The sequence below is a fragment of the Chryseobacterium sp. c4a genome (genome assembly GCF_009900745.1).
Classification (GTDB): Bacteria; Bacteroidota; Bacteroidia; order Flavobacteriales; family Weeksellaceae; genus Chryseobacterium.
The window spans coordinates 34260-57927 of record NZ_WXVU01000006.1 but is presented as its reverse complement, the minus strand read 5'-3'; the positions used below and the strand labels follow the sequence as shown (position 1 = coordinate 57927).

Here is a 23668-nt window from a genome sequence, read left to right as displayed (position 1 = left end):
CAGACAAAAAAATTCACGGCAACATGAAAAAACAATTATTAATGATGGGGATGCTGGTATTATCTGGCGTTTCTTCTGCGCAAACAGATCGTTTATGGTCAAGAAGATCTCAGGAGAACTCTACTTCACTTCATGAGAATATGAAAAATATCAAGAATCCAAGAATTTTTCATTTGGATCTTAATGGTTTAAAAAATGCGTTGGCAAGAACCCCCAAAAGAGCAACAGAAAAATCTCAGGTTATCATTTCCTTACCTAATTCATCAGGAGAAATGGAGCGGTTCAGAGTAACAGAAAATTCTAACTTTGACCCTGAGTTAGCTGTTAAGTATCCAGATATTAAATCATATATCGGTCAGGGACTGGAAGATCAATCTTCAACGGTATATTTTAGTATTTCTTCATTAGGTCTATCTTCTATGGAAATTTATGGGGATAAATCGGCCGTTTTTATTGAACCTTACACTAAAGACCTTTCCAAATATGCTGTTTATAAAAAATCAGATAAAAAAAGCGACCTGAATAATTTTGAATGCAAAGTTCTGGAATCTGCACAAAAAGGTACTTCTAACGTTATCACTACCAAAAATGCTAATGATGCCGTATTAAGAACATTCAGGTTGGCATTATCCTGCACAGGAGAATATGCACAATATTTCGGAGGTTCTAAAGCTGATGCATTAGCTGCAATGAATAATACCTTAACACGCGTTAATGGTATTTTTGAAAATGATTTTGCAGCAAGAATGGTTTTGATTCCCAATAATGATGCTATTATTTATACAGATCCCAACAACGATCCTTTTTCTCCGTCTATAAAAATGGGAAGATGGAATATGGAATTAATGAACACATTAAGCTCTACGATTGGAAATGCAAATTTTGATATCGGGCATTTATTTGGTGCTACAGGAGGAGGCGGTGATGCCGGATGTATTGGCTGTATATGCAGTGATGATATGTCTACATATGGTAATTTAGGACTTTCTCCTCGAAACTATAAAGGAAGCGGATATACAGCACCATCCAATGATATTCCATCTGGTGATACTTTTGATATTGATTTTGTAGCTCATGAAATGGGACATCAGTTTGGAGGAAACCATACATTCTCATATACCACACAGGATGGGTTACAGCCTGTAGAACCAGGTTCAGGATCTACTATCATGGGGTATGCCGGAATTACACCTTATGATGTGCAGAGGCATTCAGATCCGTTTTTTCATGCACGCACTATTGAACAGATTACAAATAATATTAAGTCTAAAACCTGTTCTGTAAATACCCCTACAGGAAACTCGATTCCTACAGCCAGTGCGGGAGGTAATTATACCATCCCTAAAAGTACTCCATTTGTACTGACAGGATCAGGAACAGATGCCGATGGAGATTCCCTGACGTATATTTGGGAACAAATAGATGACGGAACCTCTTCACAAACAGGGAGTAATTCTGCTGCTACACGTACAAAAACCGCTGGGCCAACCTTCAGATCATGGACACCTACAACCTCTCCAGTTAGATATTTCCCTAAAATGGCTACTATTCTAGCAGGAGCTACAGAAACGATGGGAACAGCAATTAATGTAGAAGCATTATCAACTGTTGAAAGAGATCTAAACTTCAGGTTTACCGTTAGAGATAATAGATTGGGAGGTGCAGGAAATAATTCTGCAGATGTAAAAATTTCAGTCAATGCTTTTGCTGGGCCTTTTATTGTTACTTCACAAAATAATGCGGTATCTTATGCGGGCGGAAGCTCACAAACAGTAACATGGAATGTAGCAGGAACAACTTCCAACAATATCAATGCTGCCAATGTAGATATTCTTTGGTCAACGGATAATGGAGAAACCTGGACTACTCTACTGGAAGGAACTCCTAACGATGGATCAGAAGCTGTGGTTATTCCTAATGTTGCCACTACTTCAGGAAGAATCATGGTTAAAGGAAGTAATCATATTTTCTTTGATGTGAATAATACCAATATATCGGTAACTGCTAACCAGTTATCTACAGCAGAGACCCAAATAGCAGGTTCAAAAGAAATTAAATTATTCCCTAACCCGGTAAAGGATATCTTAACACTTTCCAATACAAAATCAGAAAGGTATAAGATCTATGATATGTCCGGAAAACTAGTAATTGAAGGCAATCTCCAAAACGGAACAGTAAATGTAAACAATCTGATCAAAGGAAATTATGTGATTCAGATTGATAAATTTTCAAAAATGTTCATTAAGAAATAACCTATAAATAGCATTTCAAATATAATAAGCTACCTCATTTTTGAAGTAGCTTATTTTTATATAGAGGTAATAAGAACTATAATTTTGTGGCAATTAAAATCTCCATTTACTAACACTTTTAAGATTTAAATAAAAAATAGTAATAATCATTTATACTAAACAAAAACAACTATAAAACCATTAAAACCAAGATATAGTTACCATAATAAACCATATATGTTTAAAATATACTATAAATTCATTTTTTTAACTTAAATTTATCGTGCAATATCGGTACCGTTACCAGTTTGTATTTAAAGGAGGCTTTCAATAGCTTTTCTTGTGATGGATCATTTTATTCTTTTGATTCCTTTTTTCTCTACTTGAAAAGACGATTAAAATCAAATATTCTTTGATAAAGAAAACATATCTATACGATTGTAAAGGATACTCTATTCTATATAAGCATTGCTATTGGCCTGCACCCTGATAATACCTATTTAAGTTTACATAATTTAATTTTTTTATATGAAACATTTATTTAAGTACATCTTTTTCCTGGCCATTGCATCTTTTTCTATGGCCTGTAGCTCCGATGACAGAGAAGAAGAAATCATTATCCAGCCCAACCCAGTAAAAATCGTATTTTACAAGAGTGCTGATGATTTTGCTACCAGCTATGACCCTGACAATAAAGTAAGTCAGGCCATCAGAAATCAGGCATTTGATCTCTACAAGGTGGGAAAATGGAAAGAACTGGAAGCTCTTTTTCAGGCTAATAATCTGAATAGTGGCTGGCCGCCGGCAAACGGTGGATATAATATTGTAGATGATGTTGCAATACAAGCCGGACAAAAATACGACCGATACAGTGGTGCTGTTGGAGGGTATAATGGTACAGGAACACCAACGTTAGGAGGAAACTTTACCAGTCCGATTATCAATGGTTATGTGTATACTTTCACTGAAAGAGCTTTAAATCAGCCTGAGAACAAATACGACTTCTATTATGAGATTGATGTTCTTAATTCGCTTCCTTTCAAGTCTCAAACGGCAGATATTATTCCTTGGTTCGGCCAAACCGGAAACGGAAAGCAAGCTATGTGGAAAATTCCTATCGATATTAATACCGGTTTTCCAAAAACATGGAATAAATTAGCAGAAGAAGGATATATAAAAGTTACCATTAAGAAAAGTCCAAGCGGAAAATACAATAACCTTGTAGGAACCGTTATCCAATAATCAATTAAACTAAGATGTATTCAATATCAAAAAAGATAAGCATTGGTAGAAAAGCTTTACTTCAGAAAGACAGATTTATCAATGACGAAACACTTCCGCCTGCAACTGCAAGATTTACCTGCTGTGAATGCGGTCATGAAAATACAGTTCAAATATCCCCGTATCAGTCGGGATTTCCAATTCTTCAAATCTATAATGAAGACAAAGTACTATCAAGATTCGAGTTATTAAAGAATCAAATGATTAGTGAAACTTCGCAGAGAATGCAGCATTATGGAACCTTAACCGTAAATGATCTGCCTACTTTATACTTCGGAACAAACTGTACATCCTGTAATACGAAATATATTTGCATATTTAGCTATGGAGAAAAGCAGCCAAGCTTAGAAATATTGAATATTTCAGGAATCTGGGAATATCAGGAAGTCGAGTAATTGAAATTAAATACAATCAATAGATTTTAAACTAAAACCACAGCTTCAGAGTTGTGGTTTTTATATAAACACTTACAGGACTTGCTAATTTAGATTGTAAGCCTCAAATTTAGATTTTTAAAAAGTATTTTGTAAAAAATTGATCCCTGCTGTAGTTTTTAAAGCAGACAGTATCAACCAACCACAATTTAATGAAGGTTATTTTACATTCTACATTTCACCATTAGCAAATCGTTTTCTATCTTTGTGATAAATAAAAAATTTCATGGATAAAATTGATAGTTTGAACCAAGTAGCAGAATTCCATACTACTTTCAAAGCCCCTATTCTAGATACCCCACAAATCCCTTCTCCGGAAAGATGTAACCTTAGAGTAGAACTTCTACAGGAAGAACTTAATGAACTAAAGCAAGCTATTGCAGACAATAATATTGTGGAAATAGCAGATGCTCTTTGTGATTTACAATATGTTTTAAGTGGTGCAGTGCTGGAATTTGGTCTTGGCAACAAATTTGTAGAGCTATTCAACGAAGTTCAACGTTCCAATATGTCAAAAGCATGCGATAACGAAGAACAAGCTAACGAAACCGTTGAATTCTATAAAGAAAAGGACGTAGAATCTTTTTATGAGAAATCTGGTGAAAAGTTCAATGTTTACAGAAAAGCAGACCACAAAGTATTAAAAAACAAATATTATTCTCCTGCTGATCTGAAGTCAATTATTGAGAAATAAAATATGAAAAAATTTATTACAAATATTGTTGCCGCTTCAAGTTTATTTTTAGCTACTCAGCAGCTTAGTGCTCAAAAAGTAGTAGTTAACCGTGAAGTTACCACCGAAAAAGATGGTAAAATGCTTCTTGGTCATCAGCTAAAAGAGCAATTTTCAAAAGCACCTTATGCCGATTGGTATGTAAAGGAACATGATGAATATGCTCTGGATCAAAAAGCAATCAGTGAACTGAGAAAAGAAAGACTGGGTTCTTATGATATCATCGTTTTTATGGGAACTTGGTGTGAAGATAGCCACAGAGATTTTCCAAGATTGATGAAAATATTGGAAGAAGTAAGTTTTCCTGAAAGTAAACTGAGTATTATAGCTGTTAACCGCAAAAAAGAATCTCCTTCCGGAGATGAATCTCTTTACAACATCCAGAAAGTTCCTACTATCATCCTGAAAAGATACGGGAAAGAAGTAGGAAGAATCGTAGAAATGCCTACCAGTGGTTATATTGAAAGAGATTTAGCTGAAATTCTGAAAAAGAATGACTCATCTGTAATTAAAGAAATTTTTAAATAGATTTGAGAAATTATAAGACAATTTTATCGTTTGCAGCAGGTGCCGGCGTTATGGTACTTCTGTTTTTTGGACTTAAATCCTGTCTGAATCTTGGAAAAAAAACGGAAAAGTCAGATTATTATATTCTGACCAACCAGATCTCCAAAATGAATAAGATGGTGGTGATAGAACAGAACAGTTCTAGTATGCAGAAAACCAAAATGGGCTATGAGTTTATGGGTAAAGAAGTTTCAAGTAACAGTATAATTACCTTTACGAAAACCAATGCTCAGGTTTCTTACGACCTGAATAAAATGAAGATTGAAGTGGATTCCATCAATAAAAAACTGGTGATCACAGAGCTTCCCGATGCAGAGATAAAAATCATTCCTAGTGTTGAAATCCAATCGATGGATGATTCTTTTTTTAATAGAATTTCTGAGAAGGACATTAAAAATGTAACAGCAAAAGCTAAGGAAACAGCGGTTAAATCTATTAATCAGAACCAATTGAGATCTGAAGGACGTAAGCAATTAATGGAAAACCTTGATAATATTTTTGTTTTGGCAAAGGCTTTGAATTATACTATAGAAGATAAGACCGGAAAGATCGGTATTCTTGGACTCTAAAAATAATTCAGGCAATGGACTCAAAAGGAAATAATAAGAAAAAGGAATCTGCTAATGCAGCAGAAAACCAAAAGCAAAATCAGGATTTCCAGAATATTCCTGCTTCATCAAAAAAGGTTAATCCCCCTGATATTGATAAAGAAGACATTCAAAAAGCTTCCAAAAATAAATCAGGAAAAACGGATAATACAAAAGATTAAAATGAGTTATTAAACACTCATTACAATACTTCAGAAATAAAAAAACGAAAGGTTCGGTCTCTTTGAGACCGAACCTTTCTACTAACTATCTATCTAAGTGAACTATAATATACTTATACAATGGTAGATTTTCCAATTTTTACATTTTCAAAATTGTAATATGATTTTTCAGAATATCTAATATGATCTGCAATAAAGCTTCCTACTTCACTTGTAGAATAATACTGCTTGGTATTAAGATCTATTGTGACGTATTTGTTTTCAATAGCGTGTTCTACAGATTGTCTCAGTTTGTTGGCCGCAGGTTCCAATCCAAGATGATCCAACATCATGGCCACACTCAAAATAGAGGCTATAGGATTCGCGATTCCTTTTCCTTTTGCTTGCGGATATGAACCATGAATAGGCTCAAATAAAGCATTCTTCTCTCCTACTGACGCAGAAGGAAGCAACCCGATAGAACCTCCGATTACACTGGCTTCATCAGAAATAATATCTCCAAACATATTCTCTGTTAAAATTACATCAAACTGTTTTGGATTCAGGATCAACTGCATCGCAGCATTATCTACAAACATGTAATCAAGTTGTACATCCGGATATTCTAAAGCGATTTCCTGACAAATTTTTCGCCATAATCTGGAAGTATCCAGTACGTTGGCTTTGTCTATTAAGGTCAATTTTTTATTTCTTTTCTGAGCTTCCTGAAATGCCATGTGAGCAATAGGAAGAATATCTTCTCTGCTGTATTTGCAGATATCATAAGCATATTCGCCTTCCGGATCAGTAAATTTTTCACCAAAATAAATCCCACTTACCAATTCCCTGAAAATCTGAATATCAGCACCTTCTATGATTTCTCTTTTAAGTGGACTTTTTTCAATTAAGGAAGCATACGTTTTTAAAGGGCGGATATTGGCAAATAGTCCTAATTCTTTACGAAGTTTCAGCAAACCTTGTTCTGGTCTTACCTTAGCTTCAGGGTTATTATCAAATGCAGGATCCCCTATTGCGCCAAAAAGTACAGCATCTGATTCCCTACAAATTGTCAAAGTTTCTTCAGGCAGTGGATTTCCGGTTTTAAAAATAGCTTCAGCCCCGATTAATCCATAGTCAAAATGGAATTTGTACTGAAAAGCTTCCGCAATAACATCTAATATTTTGATGCTTTCACCAATAATTTCCGGGCCAATTCCATCTCCCGGAAGAACTGCGATTTTAAAATAATTGTTGCTCATTTTTTGTCTGTGTTTTTAGTTCAAATTCTGTGATCGCCTGTTTTTTGCTGATTAGAAAATCAATATCGTCATAGCCGTTCAAAAGGCATATTTTTTTATAAGAATCCAGTTCAAAGGTTTCAGTGGTATCTTTAAAACTGATGGATTGTAATTCAACATCAATGGCAATTTCATTGTTTGGATTTTCATTAATTCCTTCCAGAATCTCTTTTAAAAATTCTTCAGAAACTTTTACAGGAAGAAGACCATTATTTAGAGCATTTCCTTTAAAAATATCAGCAAAATAACTGGAAACAATTACTTTGAACCCATAATCTGTTAATGCCCAGGCAGCGTGCTCACGACTGCTACCACATCCAAAATTATTTCCTGCTACTAATATTTCACCCTCGAATTTAGGATTATTCAAAACAAAATCAGGATTAGGCTCATGGGTATGAATATTAAATCTCCAGTCTCTGAACAGATTTTCTCCAAATCCTTTTCGATCGATACTTTTTAAAAATCTTGCCGGAATAATCTGATCCGTATCTATATTTTCTGCCGGCAATGGAACTGCACGGGATTTTATAATAACTAATTTTTGCATGTGCTGTTTTAATTTAAACTTTCAAAAGCGGAAATTCTACCTTCTATGGCAGCCTTTGCTGCGGTAAGTGGGCTTGCCAGAATAGTTCTTGAGCCTTGCCCCTGTCTTCCCTCAAAATTCCTGTTTGAAGTGGAAACGCAATATTCTCCTTCCGGAATTTTATCATCATTCATAGCCAGACAAGCTGAACACCCGGGTTGACGAATCTGGAATCCTGCATCATTAAAGATCTTATCCAGTCCTTCTTCATAGATCTGCTTTACCACCTGCTGAGAGCCAGGAACAATCAATGCTTTTACCGCTTCAGATTTACTTTTTCCTTTAATATACTGAGCAGCAGAACGGAAATCTTCGATTCGGGCATTGGTACAGCTTCCTATAAATACATAATTGACTTTTATACTGGATGGTGTTTGTCCAGCTTCTAATCCCATATATTGTAAAGCTTTTGCTTCAGATTCATTTTGAGGTGCAGGAATGGTTTCATGAATAGAAATTCCCATACCCGGATTTGTTCCATAAGTAATCATGGGATAAATATCGGCTGCATCAAAGCTAAGCTCCTTATCAAAAACAGCCCCTTCATCCGTTTTAAGAGTATTCCAGTACGACAGTTTCGCCTCCCATTCTTCTCCTTTTGGAGTAAATTTTCTTCCTTTAACGTATTCAAAAGTGGTTTCATCTGGTGCAATCATTCCTCCTCTAGCCCCCATTTCAATACTCATATTGCAAACTGTCATTCTTCCTTCCATCGACATTTCCTCGAATACATTTCCAGCATATTCACAGAAATAACCTGTTCCGCCATCAGTTCCTATTTTTGAAATGATATAAAGAATAACATCTTTAGACTGAACATTTTCGTTAAGCTTACCATTAACGGTAATTCTCATCGATTTAGGTTTGTTAAGCAACAGACACTGACTTGCGAATACTTGAGCCACTTGGCTGGTTCCAATTCCAAAGGCAATGCTGCCAAATGCACCATGCGTTGAAGTATGACTGTCTCCACAAACAATACTCATTCCCGGCTGTGTTATTCCTAGTTCAGGAGCTATAATATGTACAATCCCCTGATACTGATGTCCTAATCCGAATAATTCAATATTATTTTTCTGACAGTTTTCCGTCAGCTGCTGAACCTGGTTTCTTGATAATTCATCACGAATAGGTTCTTCCTGATGAAGTGTCGGAACATTATGATCGGCCGTAGCTACAATCTGTTCCGGTCTGAATATTTCCAGATTTCTGGACTCAAGCTCTGCAAAAGCCTGAGGACTGGTTACTTCATGGATCAGGTGTTTATCAATATAGATAATCTGTGGCCCATCCGGAACGGAATCTACCACATGCGCATCCCAAACTTTATCAAAAAGTGTCTTTTTATCGTTGTTCATTTTTACTTTTATCTTGAATTAAATCAAACCTTATCCTATTTTTCTGCTGCATGTTTCCATGATCATAGCAAGATCTTCATTTCCTATCTCCTTCTTTAGATCTGCTATTTTTAAGAACTCCTGATATAGATAATCCAGTTCTTCTTTGGTAACATCATGTCCAATATGTTTGAAACGATAAGCCAATGCTGAGCGTCCGCTTCTTGCAGTAAGAATGATGGAAGATGCATTCACCCCAACTTCTGCCGGGTCAATGATCTCATACGTTTCTCTGTTTTTGATCACTCCATCCTGGTGAATTCCTGAGCTGTGTGCAAAAGCATTTGCTCCTACAATGGCTTTGTTAGGCTGTACAGACATTCCCATCAGATCAGAAACCATATTGCTCATTTCATTTAACATCCTGGAATTAACATCTGTATACAGATTCAAATGCTTGTGTTGTTTCAGAATCATTACGACTTCTTCCAAGGCTGTATTTCCCGCTCTTTCTCCTAATCCATTGATTGTACATTCAATTTGACGTGCCCCATTAATCGCTCCGGAAATAGAATTTGCCGTGGCTAAACCTAAATCATTGTGACAATGGCATGATAGAACTGCTTTTTCAATTCCCTTTACATTTTCTCTCAGATATTTGATTTTTTGCCCGTATTCTTCCGGCAAACAATATCCCGTAGTATCGGGAATATTCAGAACAGTAGCTCCTGCTTTAATGACCGCTTCACACACCTGAGCCAGATAAGCATTATCGGTTCTTCCGGCATCTTCTGCATAAAATTCTACATCCTCCACATAGCTTTTTGCATATCTCACAGCCTCTGCAGCACGTTCAATAATATTTTCTCTTGTTGAGTTAAACTTGTATTTGATATGAGAATCAGAAGTTCCGATCCCTGTATGTATTCTAGGTTTTTTCGCATATCTCAAAGCTTCGGCAGCCGTATCAATATCTTTTTTGTTGGCTCTGGTCAATCCGCAAACTTTTGCATTTCTTACGAGTTTTGAAATTTCAGCAACGGATTCAAAATCTCCCGGACTAGAAATCGGGAATCCTGCTTCAATGATATCAACTCCCAGTTCATCAAGCTTTTCAGCAATAATCAGTTTCTGTTTTGTATTCAATTTACATCCAGGAACCTGTTCTCCATCGCGCAACGTGGTATCAAAAATTTCAATTTTTTCAGAGTTCATAAATAAAAGTTTTTTACTTAATTTTGGCTCAAAACTACAGCTTGCTATATTTTTTCATTTTCATTTTTCCAGAAAATTACAATATTCAACTGTTGAAGAATTAAGTGTATATCATTGATATTTAATTATTTAAATTTTAAAAATTTACAATGGCAGAATTGCAGAAAGATTTCTTGTTCGTACTGGTAAAGTCATTGACCACTTCCGAAAAACGACAGTTTAAATTGTATGTTAACCGTCTCGGAATTAATGTAGATGCCAAATTTTTGCTTCTTTTTTCCGAAATGGATAAAATGAAGGAATATGATGAAAGCATCATTATTGAAAAAAAAATATCTACGAAGCAACAGCTTTCTAATCTTAAAGCCCACCTTTACAAACAAATTCTGGTGAGTCTTCGAATGAACCCAAGCCATCAGAACTACCGGATTCAACTTAGGGAACAATTGGATTTTGCAAATATTCTATATCAAAAAGGACTTTACAAACAAGCCCTGAAAATACTGGATAAAACCAAACAATCTGCACTGGAATTAGACGAAAAAAGTATTGCTTCCGAGGTAATAGATCTTGAAAAAGTAATTGAATCTCAATTCATTACAAGAAGTATTGAAGGCCGTGCTGAAGAACTTATCAGACAGTCCCAGGAATTAAGTAAACAAAACCGATATACCACAAAATTATCCAATCTTTCATTGAAATTATATAGTGAAATGCTTACTCATGGGTATGTAAAAAATGATGCAGACCGTGAAGAAGTTTTGGAGGTTTTCAATGCTCAGATTAAAAATATACGATTTGACAAACTGAATTTTACCGAAAAACTATGGTATTTTAAAGCCCATGTTTGGAAAAATCAGTTGTTACAGGATTATAAATATACGCTGAAATATGCTTATCAATGGGTAGACTTATTTCATAAAAATCCGGAAATGATTTTCAGTCATCCGGTTTGGTATATTAAAGGGAATACTTACCTCTTAAAGATCTTGTTTCTATACGGAAATATTGATATTCTGGAAGAAAATTTTGAGGAATTCAATAGTAGAGTTAATGCTGAGAACTTTGCTCAGAATGAGAATTTACAGTCTCTTATTTTCCTTACCCATTACAATACCTTGATGAATATTCATTTCGTAAAAGGGGAATTTTTCACAGGTACAAAGCTTATTCCGGAAATCGAATTAAAAATGGAAAAGCTTAGGGAAAGAATTGATGAACACCACTTTATGATCCTTTACCTTAAAATGGCGGCTATGTTTTTCGGAAGTAAAATGTATAAAAAGGCAATAGAATATTCTATGCGGGTTATCGAATCAAAGGGTAATGTGCAGGAGGATTTGTTATTCCATACAAGGATACTGATTTTAATGTCCAAATATGAATCCGGAAATGATGAAGACTATGATGAGTTCATTGCTTCTACGCTAAAATTCGCTAAAAAGATGAAAAAGCCTGAAGAATTTCACTTTGAAAGCATTCAGTTTTTTAAAAATGTAAATAATCAGTTGCCGGATCAGCGACAAAAAGCATTTGAAACGTTTGATAAAAAGCTTGAAGAGTTCTCTGAAAATGAATATTACAGAAGATCTTTATTTTATATAGACATTCATGGATGGATCCAATCTAAAGTTCAGAATGTGGATGTCATTGAGATTATCAAAAGAAAAGTGAGGTACAAAAGAAAAAGCTAGAATATACTACTCTTGCCAATTTCCTGTAAAATCTGTGACGTATATTTAAAATTTTGTAACAAAAAGCTATGTGCCCTTTAGTTTGTAAAAAGAAATTAAGTTTACAAATTAAAGGATACATAGAATGTTATACGGATTTAAAATTAAGAATAATCTATTGATAAATAGCCTCTATAAAGTTTAAGACGTTCTTATGGCTGATCTTTTCTACAAGTTCTGTAGAGAATCTTTTTTCAATTTCCTTATTGATAGCCGGATAAACTGATGCATTGGAATGCTCTTCAAAGAAAAACGGATGACGTGAGATGTCCGGATGATCTTTCCAGTAAAAATAATCGGCACCATAGGCAATGTTGTCTTCACCTCCCAGATCAAGCCCGTATTGAATATGTTCATAGAGCCTTTCAGGGTTTTCAAGATCTACATAATCCTTGATGAAGTTTAACCCAATAACACCTTTTCTGTTAATAACCTCTTTTGCTAATTCATCCGGAAGATTTCTTTTATTATTATAGATCGTTCTGTAATTGGAATGGCTTGCAAGGATAGGAATTGAATAATTCTTCTGATCAATATAATTGAAGATATCATACGCCAGCTGATCACTTGTGTGTGCCAGATCTATGGCAATTTTACGACCTGCAATATAATCAATCAATATTTTCCCGTCTTCTTTTAATCCTACCGTTGCATTATTTCCGCCTCCGAAACGGTTTTCTAAATGATGGGTAATTCCAATATAAAGTACTCTTTGTGTATTTTCGATAATAGTTTCCAACTTTTTAAATCCGGAGTCCAGCGATTCATTTTCATCACAGAAAGCAGATGCATTTTCAATGGAAGCAATAACTCCTACCCGATTTTCATTCTCAGGATTTTTATAATTGTTAGGGTCAAACAGGAAAAAGTTTTCGTTTTTAATTAGATTTGAAAATATTTTGCTTTGTTCTAAACCTTCTGTAGTACTGTTTGCTCCTGTTCCAGCATACATGGCCATCACCTGGAGTTTTACATTTCCTTCTTTTAAATAAGGTAAAGAACAACCTATTTCTTTATCATCAAGAGTTGAATTTGATCTTAATAAATAATATAATAGATCACAGTGTAGATCAATGTTTATTGTATTCATAGTAGAGGGCAATTTATAGCTTTTATTACTGGTTTTGAGCCAACATATTATTGATAGATTCAATATCTGTATTTTCAAAAACGTCTAACAATTGTGGAACAAAGTCACCGAAAGTTTTGTATTTTTTCCTGTTCGAATTATATTCTTTAATCTTTTCTTCCAGCTGCGGAAGGAAAATAAAGTTCTCCTTCAGGTGATAGGCTTCCAGTTTTTTTGCTCTTTCAAAATCTTTTTGAAGTTTTGCGGTCTGAATTTCCCCCAATCTCACCAGATGCTCAGCCACACAAGTCTGATAGTCACCATATCCTCCGGTTTTGATCATCGCTTCTTTTAATTTTGAGTTTTCAAACATATCTTTGAACTTTACAAGTACATCTTTATGCTTGTATACTTCCTTATTCACAAAAGAATGCCCAAATTCATGGACGCTTAGAAATCGAGCCTGAAATTGATTATCATAGCCAAATTCACCTTGTTTTTCAACTCTTACAAATGGACTTGCCACCTCATAAATGTTTTTTATTCCTGATTTTAAATCCACATCCGCTGCAATTCCTCTTCCTTCATTATTGTTAATGGGCCACATCATTATGGGAGAGATAAGGATCGTATATTGATTAAAATGTTCACCATAAAACTGTTCCATTGCATCAGTAAAACCAGCCGGAATTTGTTTGTTATACTCGTTTATTCCCCCTGTGTAAAAGTCTTTATTTTCCTTAAAAAACTGTTCAAGATTTTCCTGTTTGTAGAATTTTGCGAGTTCTGAAAGGTAATTTCTAATTAAATCGGTCGCTTCTTTGTTCTGTTCTTTGGTTAGGTTATTGTTGTGAAATTGATATTCATTGATCCAGCCAGTTGCCGGAAATTCTTTATGATACATCAGAGGTTTCATCAAAAAATCATTTCCTGAACCAAATTTTTCGATCAAAGCATCGTTTAATTTTGCTGTTAAAATAGCGATGTCAGAATTTTTCAAATGATTGTATTTAGCCAAAGCATTTTTTACAACAGGTTGATATACTGAACATTCTTTTATTTTATAAAGTTCAAAGTCTTTATTGGTTTTTCGGTGTTCTGCTGAAAGAATCTCCGCAAGAAAGTAGGTTTCTACATTTTTATTATAAGTTACTGAAAACTTAGAGGTCTTTTTCTGTGAAAAGGTGAATGTAGAAGCCAATGAAACAAAAACAACGAATATCTTTTTCATCTATAATATTAATTATCATTCTAAATATGTGCTAATATAGTATTTTATGTAAAAAATGCGTATTTTTGCATCTTAAAATTTTTTAGTAAACAATGATAAAAATTACACTTCCAGACAATAGTGTCAAAGAATTCGAGGGAGCAGTTACTCCCCTTGATGTGGCAAAATCTATAAGCGAGGGATTGGCTAGAAATACCATTTCCGCAATTGTTAATGACAAACAAGTAGAGACGACCACGCCTATAACCACGGATTCTACGGTACAACTTTTGACATGGAATGATGATCTTGGAAAGAAAGCTTTCTGGCATTCTTCTGCCCACCTTTTGGCGCAGGCTATCCTTGAATTTTATCCTAATGCTAAATTGACTATCGGGCCGGCTATTGAAAGCGGATTCTATTATGATGTAGACTTCGGTGATGAAAGCTTATCTGAAAAGGATTTTGAGAAGATTGAGAAGAAAATTCTTGAGAACGCTAAAAAAGGTTCTACTTTCTCTTTATATCCGGTTTCCAAAGAAGATGCCTTAAAAACATACGCAGACAATCCTTACAAAGTAGAATTGATCTCTAATCTTAATGATGGAGAAATCACTTTTGTAACTCATGATAACTTTACCGATTTATGTCGTGGAGGACATATTCCTAACACAGGAATTGTAAAAGCGGTTAAGATTTTAAATGCAGCAGGAGCTTACTGGAGAGGAAATGAAAAAAATCCTCAGTTGACAAGAGTATATGGTATTTCTTTCCCTAAACAGAAAGATCTTACTGAATATCTTGAAAGATTAGAAGAAGCTAAAAGAAGAGACCACAGAAAACTTGGTAAAGAACTTGGAATTTTTGCATTCTCTGAAAAAGTAGGAGCTGGTTTACCTTTATGGTTACCAAAAGGAACTGCTTTAAGAAGAAAATTGGAAAATTTCCTTTCTGATGCTCAGAAAAAAGGAGGTTATGAATTTGTAATGTCTCCACACATTGGAGCAAAAGAATTGTATGTAACTTCAGGACACTGGGATAAATATGGAGAAGACAGCTTCCAACCGATTAAAACTCCAAATGAAGGAGAAGAATTCTTATTGAAGCCAATGAACTGTCCGCACCACTGTGAAATTTACAAAACTTCACAATGGAGCTACAGAGATCTTCCAAAAAGATATGCGGAATTCGGTACGGTATACAGATATGAGCAAAGTGGAGAACTTCACGGATTAACAAGGGTTCGTGGATTTACTCAGGATGATGCTCACCTTTTCTGTACTCCGGATCAGCTTTCTGAAGAATTCGAAAAAGTAATTGACCTTACGCTTTATGTATTCAAATCTTTAGGGTTTGAAGATTTTGTAACTCAGGTATCATTAAGAGATCCTGAAAACAAGCAAAAGTATATTGGTTCTGATGAAAACTGGGAGAAAGCGGAAAGCGCGATCATCAATGCAGCTCAGAAGAAAGGCTTAAAAACAGTAGTAGAATATGGAGAAGCAGCATTCTACGGACCTAAGCTAGACTTCATGGTGAAAGATGCATTAGGAAGAAAATGGCAGCTTGGAACGATCCAGGTAGATTATAACTTACCGGAAAGATTTGATCTTCACTATATCGGAAATGATAATGAGAAACACAGACCGGTAATGATCCACAGAGCACCTTTCGGTTCAATGGAGCGTTTTATCGCGATCTTATTGGAGAATACTGCCGGAGATTTCCCATTATGGTTAAGCCCTGATCAGTTTATCATTCTTCCAATTAGTGAAAAGTATGTAGATTATGCAAAAAAAGTTTCACAATTTTTGGAAAATCACGATATTAGCGGTCAGATTGATGACAGAAACGAGAAAACGGGTAAAAAAATCCGTGATGCTGAATTAAAGAAGATTCCTTTCATGCTTGTAGTAGGAGAAAATGAAGAGAAAGAAGGGACTATTTCTGTAAGAAGACGTGGAGAAGGAGATCTTGGAGTCATGAATCTTGAAGATTTTGCAGCTTACTTCAAAAAAGAGGCAGCAGTTTAATAAAAAAAATTAAAGTATTGAGAGATTAATAAGTAAGCTCTCAATACTTTAACTCAATAAATAAGTAGTTAACCAATAAAATTATAATACAATAGCACAAAGATTTAACAACAGGGGCCCACAAAGACGTCCTGTACAGGAGGACTTACACTTGATCAACGATAAAATTCGTGTGAGAGAGCTTCGTTTGGTGGGCGATAACGTAGAGCCAGGAATTTATCCAATTGACAAAGCAAGACAAATTGCTGCGGAACAAGAATTGGATCTAGTAGTAATTTCTGACAAGGCAGAACCTTTCATTGCGAGAGTATTGGAATATAAAAAATTCTTATACGAGCAAAAGAAAAAGCAAAAGGAACTTAAAGCTAAGCAAGTAAAGGTGGTTGTAAAAGAGATCCGTTTCGGACCTCAGACAGATGATCATGATTACGAATTCAAGAAGAAGCATGCTGAGAAATTCCTTGAAGAAGGTTCTAAATTGAAGACCTACGTATTTTTTAAAGGACGTTCGATTATCTTTAAAGACCAGGGAGAAATCTTGCTTTTAAAACTAGCTCAGGAACTAGAGCATGTTGGTAAAGTAGATCAACTTCCTAAACTAGAAGGAAAGAGAATGATTATGATGATGAGTCCTAAAAAACCAGCAAAATAATAAAGTCATTATTTTACATATAAAAACCTCAAATTACTTTGAGGTTTTTTTTATAAAAATTTACATGGAAAAAAGTTTCTTACAAAAAGAAAGAGAGAATTCATGGAGTTTAAACCATGATTCCTCTCCCATAAGGTTTGTTAGTTTCTATCCTTCAAAATCACCACAATCATGTTCTTTAAAAAGCGGTAAGGCTTTTTTGGTGGTAAAATATTTGGACAATCTCTTATTAGTCAATTCAAGTTTTTGTCCTTCTACTACCAGCTCATAAATGGGTGCTTTATCGATCTGGGTTAAAATATATGTTCTCTCTGGTGTTTTCAAAATGATCTTGTTTCCTTCGCCGGAAAAGGAGAAGTCTTTAATTTCAAAAGTATCCTTTTCATCACACACATTGCTCCATTTGATTTTATCCTTTGTTACTGATAGACTTGCTAAATCACATGAATAACAGTTTCCGGAGAACTCTACACCATATTTATCATAGACGTTTGTGCTTTTTGTATCCAATACATCAATAGGAACCAGTGATGAAAGATCACTTGATAATTCTACTTTTGTAACCGCATTTTTTTCCGAAGTACGCTTAGAAACAGTATCTGCTTTTACAGCTATTGAATCTGCTTTGTTTACTTTTTTTTCTGTCCCAGGTGAACAGGAAGCTAGCATCATTAGGACAACTGAAAAGCTGGTTATTACGTTTTTCATCTACTCTCAATACTTAGTTTTATCTTTGGCAAAAATGTCGAAAATATAGCTTTTAAAACATCCCTGTTTTCAGCTATTTATTGGCCATATTCAGAGGTTTTGTTGGCTGCTGTTTTGAATACTGATACATTTGCCAAAAAAATATAGAATGAAAGTTTTAAATCAATTCTTTATATCATCTATGGTTGTATTTATAGGATGCAACCAGCAAAATAAAACAGCGGAAACCAATAAAGCAGGAACTGAAGTTAGACAAAAGATCATAACATTTGCTGATTTTAAAAAGATAAAAGGGGTCGATAATGTACAGGATGTCCCCTTTCAACTCTCTTCCAAACTAGATTCTGTTCAGTTTTTTGTAACACCAAATAAAGACGCTGCCCATCTTAAAATAGCTTACAATAAGCTTGATAATTATTATGGGTTTGAAGAGTTTGAGGACTTCTACTCTATTCATTATAGCATTAATAATAATATTTCAAACAGCATCGAGGCTTTTGTATTGAAATCAGAATTTAAGGCAGCATTTGACCTTACTTTACAGGGAGTGGATCTTTATCAGATCCGAAGCAGCACATTCAAAGGATCTTATGATTCGAAAAATAAGTCATTCAATAAATATGGGACTATAACAGAGGTTTCAGAACAGGAATTTACGGCAGCTTTTAAAAATAAAATTAATGAAGTTTTAGTAAAAAACCCTCAGATACAATTAAAAGGTGACAATTGGATACAAACCGAAAACTCAAAAGAAATCGTGATTGTACAACATGAAAATGTATCTACGGCAGATGGTACTTTATCCAATGAATATATTGGGCAGTCCCCTTACCTGCATCTGGAGGTTTTCAAAGAAAATTCAGTAGAGACTACAGATGTATACTACTCTTTTTATAATGTAAAGTCAACAGCAGATTTTGCTCTGTTTACAGGAGGATATCCACAGATTCTTCCCAATAAGAACTGGATCTCTTCCATCTCTTCAAATAGTGAGGTAGGAAGTAATTTTGAAATCAATAAATACATGAAGCAAAGCCTTCATCAGGAAACCCTTTTATATGTCAACTTTACTAATTTCAAAATTGCTGACGAAACAAAAGCTTTCTGGGTAAATAATGAAACCTTCTATGCCGAAGTGTACCCTGTAAACTCAGCTCCTACTCAAGGTAAAAAGCAAAAGACCGCTTTCATCAAAATTCAGTTAAAGGCTAATCTATTGTAAAGTTGGCTTTGAATAAAGGAAAAACCCCTGAAACCAGCCAGTGTTTATGCTGATAAAGTCTGATATCTTTGCATCAGTTATTTAAAGATATACCATGAGAAAAATAGGCTTAACATTTCTTTTTTGTTTACTAAGTTTTATGACTTTCGCACAAACATTAAAAGTAGTGGTTAAACAGGATGGAAAAGTAATTGAACCCGTAAATGATGTTTATGATCTTAAAAAATCACCTTTTGCGTTTGAGTTTTCAGCGAATAATCTTGAAGGTTTTTTAGTAGGAGCAACAACGAATAAAGATATCTATGCAGGGGCACTAGGAGTTTTTAATACTGAGGTTCCATGGTTTCAGAGTACAGGTATGGCTGAAGAAATGTATAATAAGGATAAAGAAATGTTTTTGATGGATTCTGCACCTTCCTATTGGTATTACACAGATGCTAAAGATCACAGATTCGATAAAAATCCTAAAGGGACTTTAAAACAATGGACAGCTACCCGTACGATTACAAGGTTTTATGATATCATGGTAGATCAGCCTATCAACTTAAAGGATCTTAACGACAGAGTTTATCTATTGATGTACCAGCCTGAATATAACGCTGAATATGATTTAATCGGAAAGAAAAGCCTGTTTCAGGCTACACTGAGATTTAAAGATTAATAATTGAACACCTAATTTTAAATCTATATAAAAAAGGTCTGCTTTAACGATGTAAGCAGACCTTTTTGCTGTATTATTATTTTGGGAAGGGTAATTATCCATCATGTTTGCAATATCATTCGCGAAATCTGTGGAAATTCGTTTACCTTAAATTATTCGATAATCAAGCCATATTCTATGGCCAGCTTAATCGCAGAACTAAGATTAGAGGTTTGAAATTTCTCAATCAGATTTTTTCTGTGGCTTTCTACAGTGTGAGGGCTGATAAAAAGCTTCTCTGCCATCTGATTGGTGGTAAGTCCTTTGGCTGCTTCAGCAAGAATTTCCTTTTCTCTTCGGGTTAATTTAGGAACCTGATTCAAACCATCAGCCGATTTTTTCTCCAAAACAGACTTAGTCTGTGAACATAAAAATTTGTTACCAGAATATACGGTATGAATACCTTCCAGGATTTCGGAAACTGAAGCGTTCTTTTGAATATACCCTAAAGCACCTTCTGCCAAAGTACTGTTTATGACAGGCAATTCATTGTGAACACTCAGCATAATAATCTGAAGGTTCTCATATTTTTTCTTTAAAGGCTTTATCAGTTCAATACTGTTGGTATCTGCTAAATTGATGTCTAATAACAAAATATCGACAGCCTGTTTTTTCAAACCTGCATTCATTTCTGCAGCGTTTTTGAAACAGTCTACAACATCTATATTATCGTTATTTCCTAAAATATTTTTCAACCCTTCCAATAGAAGTGGGTGATCATCTGTTATGGCTACTTTTATCATGTTTAATGAGTAGGAATTTGAAGTTCTATACTGGTTCCAATATTTAATTGTGAGGTGATATTCATCGTTCCTTTTAAAAATTGGACTCTTGATTCTATATTATGAAAACCTGCTGTTTTTCTAAAGTCTAAGCTGGCAATATCAAATCCTTTACCATCGTCTTCTACAGTAAGGTTCAATATATTTTCTTCCTCGCTGATCTGAATAATAATTTCAGAGGCTTTGGCATGTTTGATGGCATTATTTACCAATTCCTGAATGACTCTATAAATAAGCAACTGCTTTTCTTCTGATATGGAATTACTGTAATTGATAAATTCTGTATGGATATTTAATGCACTATTAGACATTCTGGAAGCAAACTCCTGAATAGCTGCTACCAAACCATATTTCATCAATAAATCGGGCATTAAATTATGGGCAACACGTCTTAATTCTTCTACAGCACCATCAATCTGATGGATTGATTTTGAAATTCCATCTTCTATATTTTCGGATTGATGAGGATCTAAAATAGACAATTGGAGCTTAGTTCCTGAAAGTAACCCTCCTAATCCATCATGAAGATCACGGGCTAAACGGCCACGCTCCTTTTCCTGGCCTTCAAGCAATGCCGTAAGTGTAGATATTTTGGAATTTTGTTTTTCTTTTTCCATGGCCAGAGCATGGAGTTCATCTCTCTGCTTAATCGACTTTAAACGTTGTTTATTCGCATACAGTAACAAGAAAATCAAAATAATAAATATGAAAATAAAGACAATATAATAGGTATTGATCTTTTCTTTGAAAGCCAACAGTTTTTTATAACTGTTGATATCGTTGTTTTTCTGTTGGGTTTCCAGTTTTGCCAGACGAAGCTGCTGCTCTTTTTTCTCAGATTCAAGCTCTGAAAATTTTAGTCTTTCCCGCTGATTTTCTTCCACCAGTTTTAAGTTGTTATACACCTGCTCACGTTGGGCACGAAGGATATTGATCAGCTTAATCTCCTGTGCTTTTTTATCACTTTCCAGCTGCAGCTTTATATATTTCTGTTCTTGTCTTTCTTTTTCAAACTGAGATTCTAATCTTTTGGTAATATCTAATTTTTCCTGGTCATAAACGCTTTTATATTTATCTACATAACTTTTATAATACGTTAATGCTTCTTTGTAATTTCCCTGCTCTTCACTTACTCTGGATAAAGATTCAAGGATAGAAAGTTCTATATTATGGTTTCTAACAGGACTTTTTCCAATTTCCATCGAGGCCTTCAGGAAATAAGACTTAGCGAGATCATAATTTTTATTCTGTATAGCAAGTTCAGCCAAAATTCCAAATGAAGATGCAATATGGATAGCATCACCCGTTTCCAGGCTCACCTTATTGGCTAATTGAGCATATTGCATAGCTTTATCAGGATTAAACTCAATGTACAAATTGGCTAGATTAATGGCTGCATAAGAAAGATTGCTCTTATTAAGCATAGCCCCCTTATGTTTATTAAAGGTGGTAATTGCCTGCACATAATATTGTTCTGCTTTATTTCTAAACTGGATATCAGATGGGCTTTGGACATATTTCTGTTCATACATATACCCCATTCTCATGTAGGCATCGAAGATCAGATTGGGATCATTTTGTTTGGATGCTAACAATAGAAACTGTTTGCTATATTTTTCTTCAAGCTGAAATTCGTTCAAGTCAGCATAAATTGCAGATAGTTCTTTAGCCGTATTTCCGTATCTTCCGTATAGTGTAGAAGTTGTAGGTGAGTTTTCATAATAGTTAATTGCCTTGAGATAAGCAACAACAGCATCGGTGATTTTATTATTACGGGTGAGAATCCAGCCTCTTGCATATTCCAGATAGCCTTTTGCTTCATTGCTATTTGTTTTTAAGCTATAAACCTTTCCCATTTCCAGACTTTTTGCGGATTCAATTTCTTTATTATCAAGTCTGTAGTTCATGGCCTGAACAGCATACAAAATAGTGGCATACTTTCCATCGGATTGCTTGGTGGCAATGGAAATATTATGGGCTAAAATCTGATAAGATTTCGGTTTAAAATTATGGAAGAATAAGGCAGTAGCATATTTGGGAGCCAGACTCAACTGCTCTGTAGTTTGGTTGGAAGCATTGTTATACTCCTTCTCTAATTTGCTTAAAATCTCTTGTGCCTGAACAAAAAACGGACAAATCAACACCGTCAATATAAATAACAACCTGTACCTCAAACCCTTCTCTTTATTAAGTTTTATTGTCGTAAAGAACGTAAATATAAGTAAAATACTTCTACTCCATTTTGAAACGATGCTGTTCAGTAAAAGAGTGCCGCTTCGAAAGATTTTTTTCATTTTTTAAACACCGCATCTTTACTAAAATTACTATTTTATCCTTGTCAAGGATATGTTATTTAACAGATTAAGTGTATTCTAAACAAATAACCGCTTTTTTAAGTTCTTTGTCATAAAATAAAAATACTTGATCTGCCGAATTTTGTTGAAAATCATAACCTTCCAAGCATGCAATATAATCCATCAGGGTTCCGTCAGTTTTAAAGGGTTTTTCAATGAGGTTTTCACCTCCGAAATTACATTCTTCTAAGGGGAGCGCATTGGTATTAAGTTCTTCAAAAATCCCGAAAATTTTATTTTGCAAACGTTCCTCAGCATATTCTGAATACCCATCTTTCTCCAAGTCTTCAACTGTAAGGTTCCGTAAACGCTCTAAGCGGCGAATGTCATAAACCTCTAAACCCGGCCGATTGAAATCTTTATCATAAAGCTTATGATGTTTTTGGTAATATTCTTTTTTCAATTGATACATTGCCTCATTCATATTGTATTCAATCTCTAAATCTGAATGCTTATTTCCATAATCTTCCGGAGAAATTTCGGTATGGGCAGAAAAATAATTCCAATCTGCATCAAATTTGTATTTACCATCAATCACATCAAAGCCAAACATATCTGCTTTGGTATATTTTGTATGATATTCCGGTTTATCTTCTCCAACGCAGCCATCATAAATTTCCTTTACAGAAACAATATGCAGCCATTGATCTTCTGATGGATTAATGATTTTTAAATTAATTGAACAAATCGGAAGAAAATATTTTTTATGATTCTCCATGTCATCATAAAACACCTCTTCATATTCCGGGAAAATTTTGATTAAATCTGTCAT

At 34.6% G+C, this 23668-nt stretch carries 22 protein-coding genes; 12 read left to right on the top strand and 10 right to left on the bottom strand.

All coding sequences use genetic code 11. The features are described 5' to 3' along the window. The first annotated feature begins 23 nt into the window (after positions 1 to 23). The 7 genes from GTR01_RS10140 to GTR01_RS10110 all read left to right on the top strand — a co-directional run bounded on the left by GTR01_RS10140 (position 24) and on the right by GTR01_RS10110 (position 6015). A complete protein-coding gene (locus tag GTR01_RS10140; protein ID WP_160137726.1) occupies positions 24 to 2252 on the top strand; it encodes a reprolysin-like metallopeptidase in 2229 nt (742 codons plus the stop codon). 507 nt (positions 2253 to 2759) lie between these two features. Then, positions 2760 to 3473 carry a glycohydrolase toxin TNT-related protein gene (locus GTR01_RS10135; RefSeq protein WP_160137725.1) on the top strand — a complete coding sequence of 238 codons (714 nt, stop codon included), beginning with the start codon at positions 2760 to 2762 and terminating at the stop codon, positions 3471 to 3473. Between the two features lie 14 nt (positions 3474 to 3487). Beyond that, entirely contained in the window at positions 3488 to 3907 is a 420-nt protein-coding gene (locus tag GTR01_RS10130; RefSeq protein ID WP_160137724.1) for a hypothetical protein, read from the top strand. A 265-nt stretch (positions 3908 to 4172) separates the two neighbouring features. Further along, complete coding sequence (locus tag GTR01_RS10125) at positions 4173 to 4640, top strand: nucleoside triphosphate pyrophosphohydrolase family protein (protein ID WP_045496588.1); 468 nt, start codon at positions 4173 to 4175, stop codon at positions 4638 to 4640. Between the two features lie 3 nt (positions 4641 to 4643). Beyond that, entirely contained in the window at positions 4644 to 5207 is a 564-nt protein-coding gene (locus GTR01_RS10120; protein ID WP_160137723.1) for a TlpA family protein disulfide reductase, read from the top strand. A gap of 2 nt (positions 5208 to 5209) precedes the next feature. After that, a complete protein-coding gene (locus GTR01_RS10115) occupies positions 5210 to 5815 on the top strand; it encodes a DUF4230 domain-containing protein (protein ID WP_160137722.1) in 606 nt (201 codons plus the stop codon). Between the two features lie 14 nt (positions 5816 to 5829). Then, positions 5830 to 6015: a hypothetical protein gene (locus GTR01_RS10110; RefSeq protein WP_160137721.1), complete on the top strand. Its 186-nt coding sequence runs from the start codon at positions 5830 to 5832 to the stop codon at positions 6013 to 6015. A gap of 113 nt (positions 6016 to 6128) precedes the next feature. Here the strand turns inward: GTR01_RS10110 and leuB are convergent, their stop codons facing one another. From leuB to GTR01_RS10090, 4 genes are read right to left on the bottom strand one after another with little or no spacing between them, the layout of a single operon-like run. Then, a complete protein-coding gene (gene leuB, locus GTR01_RS10105) occupies positions 6129 to 7253 on the bottom strand; it encodes a 3-isopropylmalate dehydrogenase (protein WP_160137720.1) in 1125 nt (374 codons plus the stop codon). Further along, on the bottom strand, positions 7234 to 7842 hold the full coding sequence (gene leuD / locus GTR01_RS10100) for a 3-isopropylmalate dehydratase small subunit (RefSeq protein ID WP_160137719.1): 609 nt from the start codon (positions 7840 to 7842) through the stop codon (positions 7234 to 7236). Before leuD ends, leuB begins: the two co-directional genes overlap by 20 nt. An 8-nt stretch (positions 7843 to 7850) precedes the next feature. After that, positions 7851 to 9239, bottom strand: a complete 1389-nt coding sequence (gene leuC / locus GTR01_RS10095) for a 3-isopropylmalate dehydratase large subunit (protein WP_160137718.1) — start codon at positions 9237 to 9239, stop codon at positions 7851 to 7853. Between the two features lie 30 nt (positions 9240 to 9269). After that, positions 9270 to 10433: a 2-isopropylmalate synthase gene (locus GTR01_RS10090; protein ID WP_160137717.1), complete on the bottom strand. Its 1164-nt coding sequence runs from the start codon at positions 10431 to 10433 to the stop codon at positions 9270 to 9272. A 149-nt stretch (positions 10434 to 10582) separates the two neighbouring features. Between GTR01_RS10090 and GTR01_RS10085 the strand changes: the two genes are divergently transcribed. Beyond that, positions 10583 to 12127, top strand: coding sequence for a hypothetical protein (locus GTR01_RS10085; RefSeq protein WP_160137716.1), 1545 nt, complete (start codon positions 10583 to 10585; stop codon positions 12125 to 12127). A gap of 154 nt (positions 12128 to 12281) precedes the next feature. Here the strand turns inward: GTR01_RS10085 and GTR01_RS10080 are convergent, their stop codons facing one another. Then, positions 12282 to 13256: a dipeptidase gene (locus GTR01_RS10080; RefSeq protein ID WP_160137715.1), complete on the bottom strand. Its 975-nt coding sequence runs from the start codon at positions 13254 to 13256 to the stop codon at positions 12282 to 12284. Between the two features lie 25 nt (positions 13257 to 13281). After that, on the bottom strand, positions 13282 to 14466 hold the full coding sequence (locus GTR01_RS10075; protein ID WP_160137714.1) for a DUF4932 domain-containing protein: 1185 nt from the start codon (positions 14464 to 14466) through the stop codon (positions 13282 to 13284). Between the two features lie 92 nt (positions 14467 to 14558). Between GTR01_RS10075 and thrS the strand changes: the two genes are divergently transcribed. Together thrS and infC are read left to right on the top strand one after the other, a co-directional pair. Further along, entirely contained in the window at positions 14559 to 16478 is a 1920-nt protein-coding gene (thrS, locus tag GTR01_RS10070) for a threonine--tRNA ligase (protein WP_160137713.1), read from the top strand. Positions 16479 to 16629: 151 nt separating this feature from the next. Further along, on the top strand, positions 16630 to 17130 hold the full coding sequence (infC, locus tag GTR01_RS10065) for a translation initiation factor IF-3 (RefSeq protein ID WP_027372223.1): 501 nt from the start codon (positions 16630 to 16632) through the stop codon (positions 17128 to 17130). A gap of 147 nt (positions 17131 to 17277) precedes the next feature. Here infC and GTR01_RS10060 read toward each other — a convergent pair whose 3' ends face one another. Next, positions 17278 to 17838, bottom strand: coding sequence for a hypothetical protein (locus tag GTR01_RS10060; protein ID WP_160137712.1), 561 nt, complete (start codon positions 17836 to 17838; stop codon positions 17278 to 17280). Between the two features lie 148 nt (positions 17839 to 17986). Between GTR01_RS10060 and GTR01_RS10055 the strand changes: the two genes are divergently transcribed. Then, positions 17987 to 19060 carry a resolvase gene (locus GTR01_RS10055; RefSeq protein ID WP_160137711.1) on the top strand — a complete coding sequence of 358 codons (1074 nt, stop codon included), beginning with the start codon at positions 17987 to 17989 and terminating at the stop codon, positions 19058 to 19060. Positions 19061 to 19154: 94 nt separating this feature from the next. Next, the gene (locus GTR01_RS10050) at positions 19155 to 19721 is read left to right on the top strand and encodes a hypothetical protein (RefSeq protein ID WP_160137710.1); all 567 of its coding nucleotides are present in this window, start codon (positions 19155 to 19157) and stop codon (positions 19719 to 19721) included. A 152-nt stretch (positions 19722 to 19873) separates the two neighbouring features. Here GTR01_RS10050 and GTR01_RS10045 read toward each other — a convergent pair whose 3' ends face one another. The 3 genes from GTR01_RS10045 to GTR01_RS10035 form a co-directional block, all read right to left on the bottom strand. Then, a complete protein-coding gene (locus GTR01_RS10045; RefSeq protein WP_160137709.1) occupies positions 19874 to 20503 on the bottom strand; it encodes a response regulator transcription factor in 630 nt (209 codons plus the stop codon). Between the two features lie 2 nt (positions 20504 to 20505). Further along, positions 20506 to 22836 carry an ATP-binding protein gene (locus GTR01_RS10040; RefSeq protein WP_228452206.1) on the bottom strand — a complete coding sequence of 777 codons (2331 nt, stop codon included), beginning with the start codon at positions 22834 to 22836 and terminating at the stop codon, positions 20506 to 20508. A 67-nt stretch (positions 22837 to 22903) separates the two neighbouring features. After that, the gene (locus tag GTR01_RS10035) at positions 22904 to 23668 is read right to left on the bottom strand and encodes a hypothetical protein (RefSeq protein WP_160137708.1); all 765 of its coding nucleotides are present in this window, start codon (positions 23666 to 23668) and stop codon (positions 22904 to 22906) included.

Coding starts and splice junctions, on each gene's coding strand:
- GTR01_RS10050 (WP_160137710.1), top strand. CDS start 19,155: ATGAGAAAAATAGGCTTAACATTTCTTTTTTGTTTACTAAGTTTTATG.
- leuD (WP_160137719.1), bottom strand. CDS start 7,842: ATGCAAAAATTAGTTATTATAAAATCCCGTGCAGTTCCATTGCCGGCA.
- leuC (WP_160137718.1), bottom strand. CDS start 9,239: ATGAACAACGATAAAAAGACACTTTTTGATAAAGTTTGGGATGCGCAT.
- GTR01_RS10040 (WP_228452206.1), bottom strand. CDS start 22,836: ATGAAAAAAATCTTTCGAAGCGGCACTCTTTTACTGAACAGCATCGTT.
- GTR01_RS10045 (WP_160137709.1), bottom strand. CDS start 20,503: ATGATAAAAGTAGCCATAACAGATGATCACCCACTTCTATTGGAAGGG.
- GTR01_RS10080 (WP_160137715.1), bottom strand. CDS start 13,256: ATGAATACAATAAACATTGATCTACACTGTGATCTATTATATTATTTA.
- GTR01_RS10060 (WP_160137712.1), bottom strand. CDS start 17,838: ATGAAAAACGTAATAACCAGCTTTTCAGTTGTCCTAATGATGCTAGCT.
- GTR01_RS10140 (WP_160137726.1), top strand. CDS start 24: ATGAAAAAACAATTATTAATGATGGGGATGCTGGTATTATCTGGCGTT.
- GTR01_RS10055 (WP_160137711.1), top strand. CDS start 17,987: ATGAAAGTTTTAAATCAATTCTTTATATCATCTATGGTTGTATTTATA.
- GTR01_RS10135 (WP_160137725.1), top strand. CDS start 2,760: ATGAAACATTTATTTAAGTACATCTTTTTCCTGGCCATTGCATCTTTT.
- GTR01_RS10090 (WP_160137717.1), bottom strand. CDS start 10,433: ATGAACTCTGAAAAAATTGAAATTTTTGATACCACGTTGCGCGATGGA.
- GTR01_RS10085 (WP_160137716.1), top strand. CDS start 10,583: ATGGCAGAATTGCAGAAAGATTTCTTGTTCGTACTGGTAAAGTCATTG.
- thrS (WP_160137713.1), top strand. CDS start 14,559: ATGATAAAAATTACACTTCCAGACAATAGTGTCAAAGAATTCGAGGGA.
- GTR01_RS10035 (WP_160137708.1), bottom strand. CDS start 23,668: ATGACAGATTTAATCAAAATTTTCCCGGAATATGAAGAGGTGTTTTAT.
- GTR01_RS10130 (WP_160137724.1), top strand. CDS start 3,488: ATGTATTCAATATCAAAAAAGATAAGCATTGGTAGAAAAGCTTTACTT.
- GTR01_RS10125 (WP_045496588.1), top strand. CDS start 4,173: ATGGATAAAATTGATAGTTTGAACCAAGTAGCAGAATTCCATACTACT.
- GTR01_RS10120 (WP_160137723.1), top strand. CDS start 4,644: ATGAAAAAATTTATTACAAATATTGTTGCCGCTTCAAGTTTATTTTTA.
- leuB (WP_160137720.1), bottom strand. CDS start 7,253: ATGAGCAACAATTATTTTAAAATCGCAGTTCTTCCGGGAGATGGAATT.
- GTR01_RS10075 (WP_160137714.1), bottom strand. CDS start 14,466: ATGAAAAAGATATTCGTTGTTTTTGTTTCATTGGCTTCTACATTCACC.
- GTR01_RS10110 (WP_160137721.1), top strand. CDS start 5,830: ATGGACTCAAAAGGAAATAATAAGAAAAAGGAATCTGCTAATGCAGCA.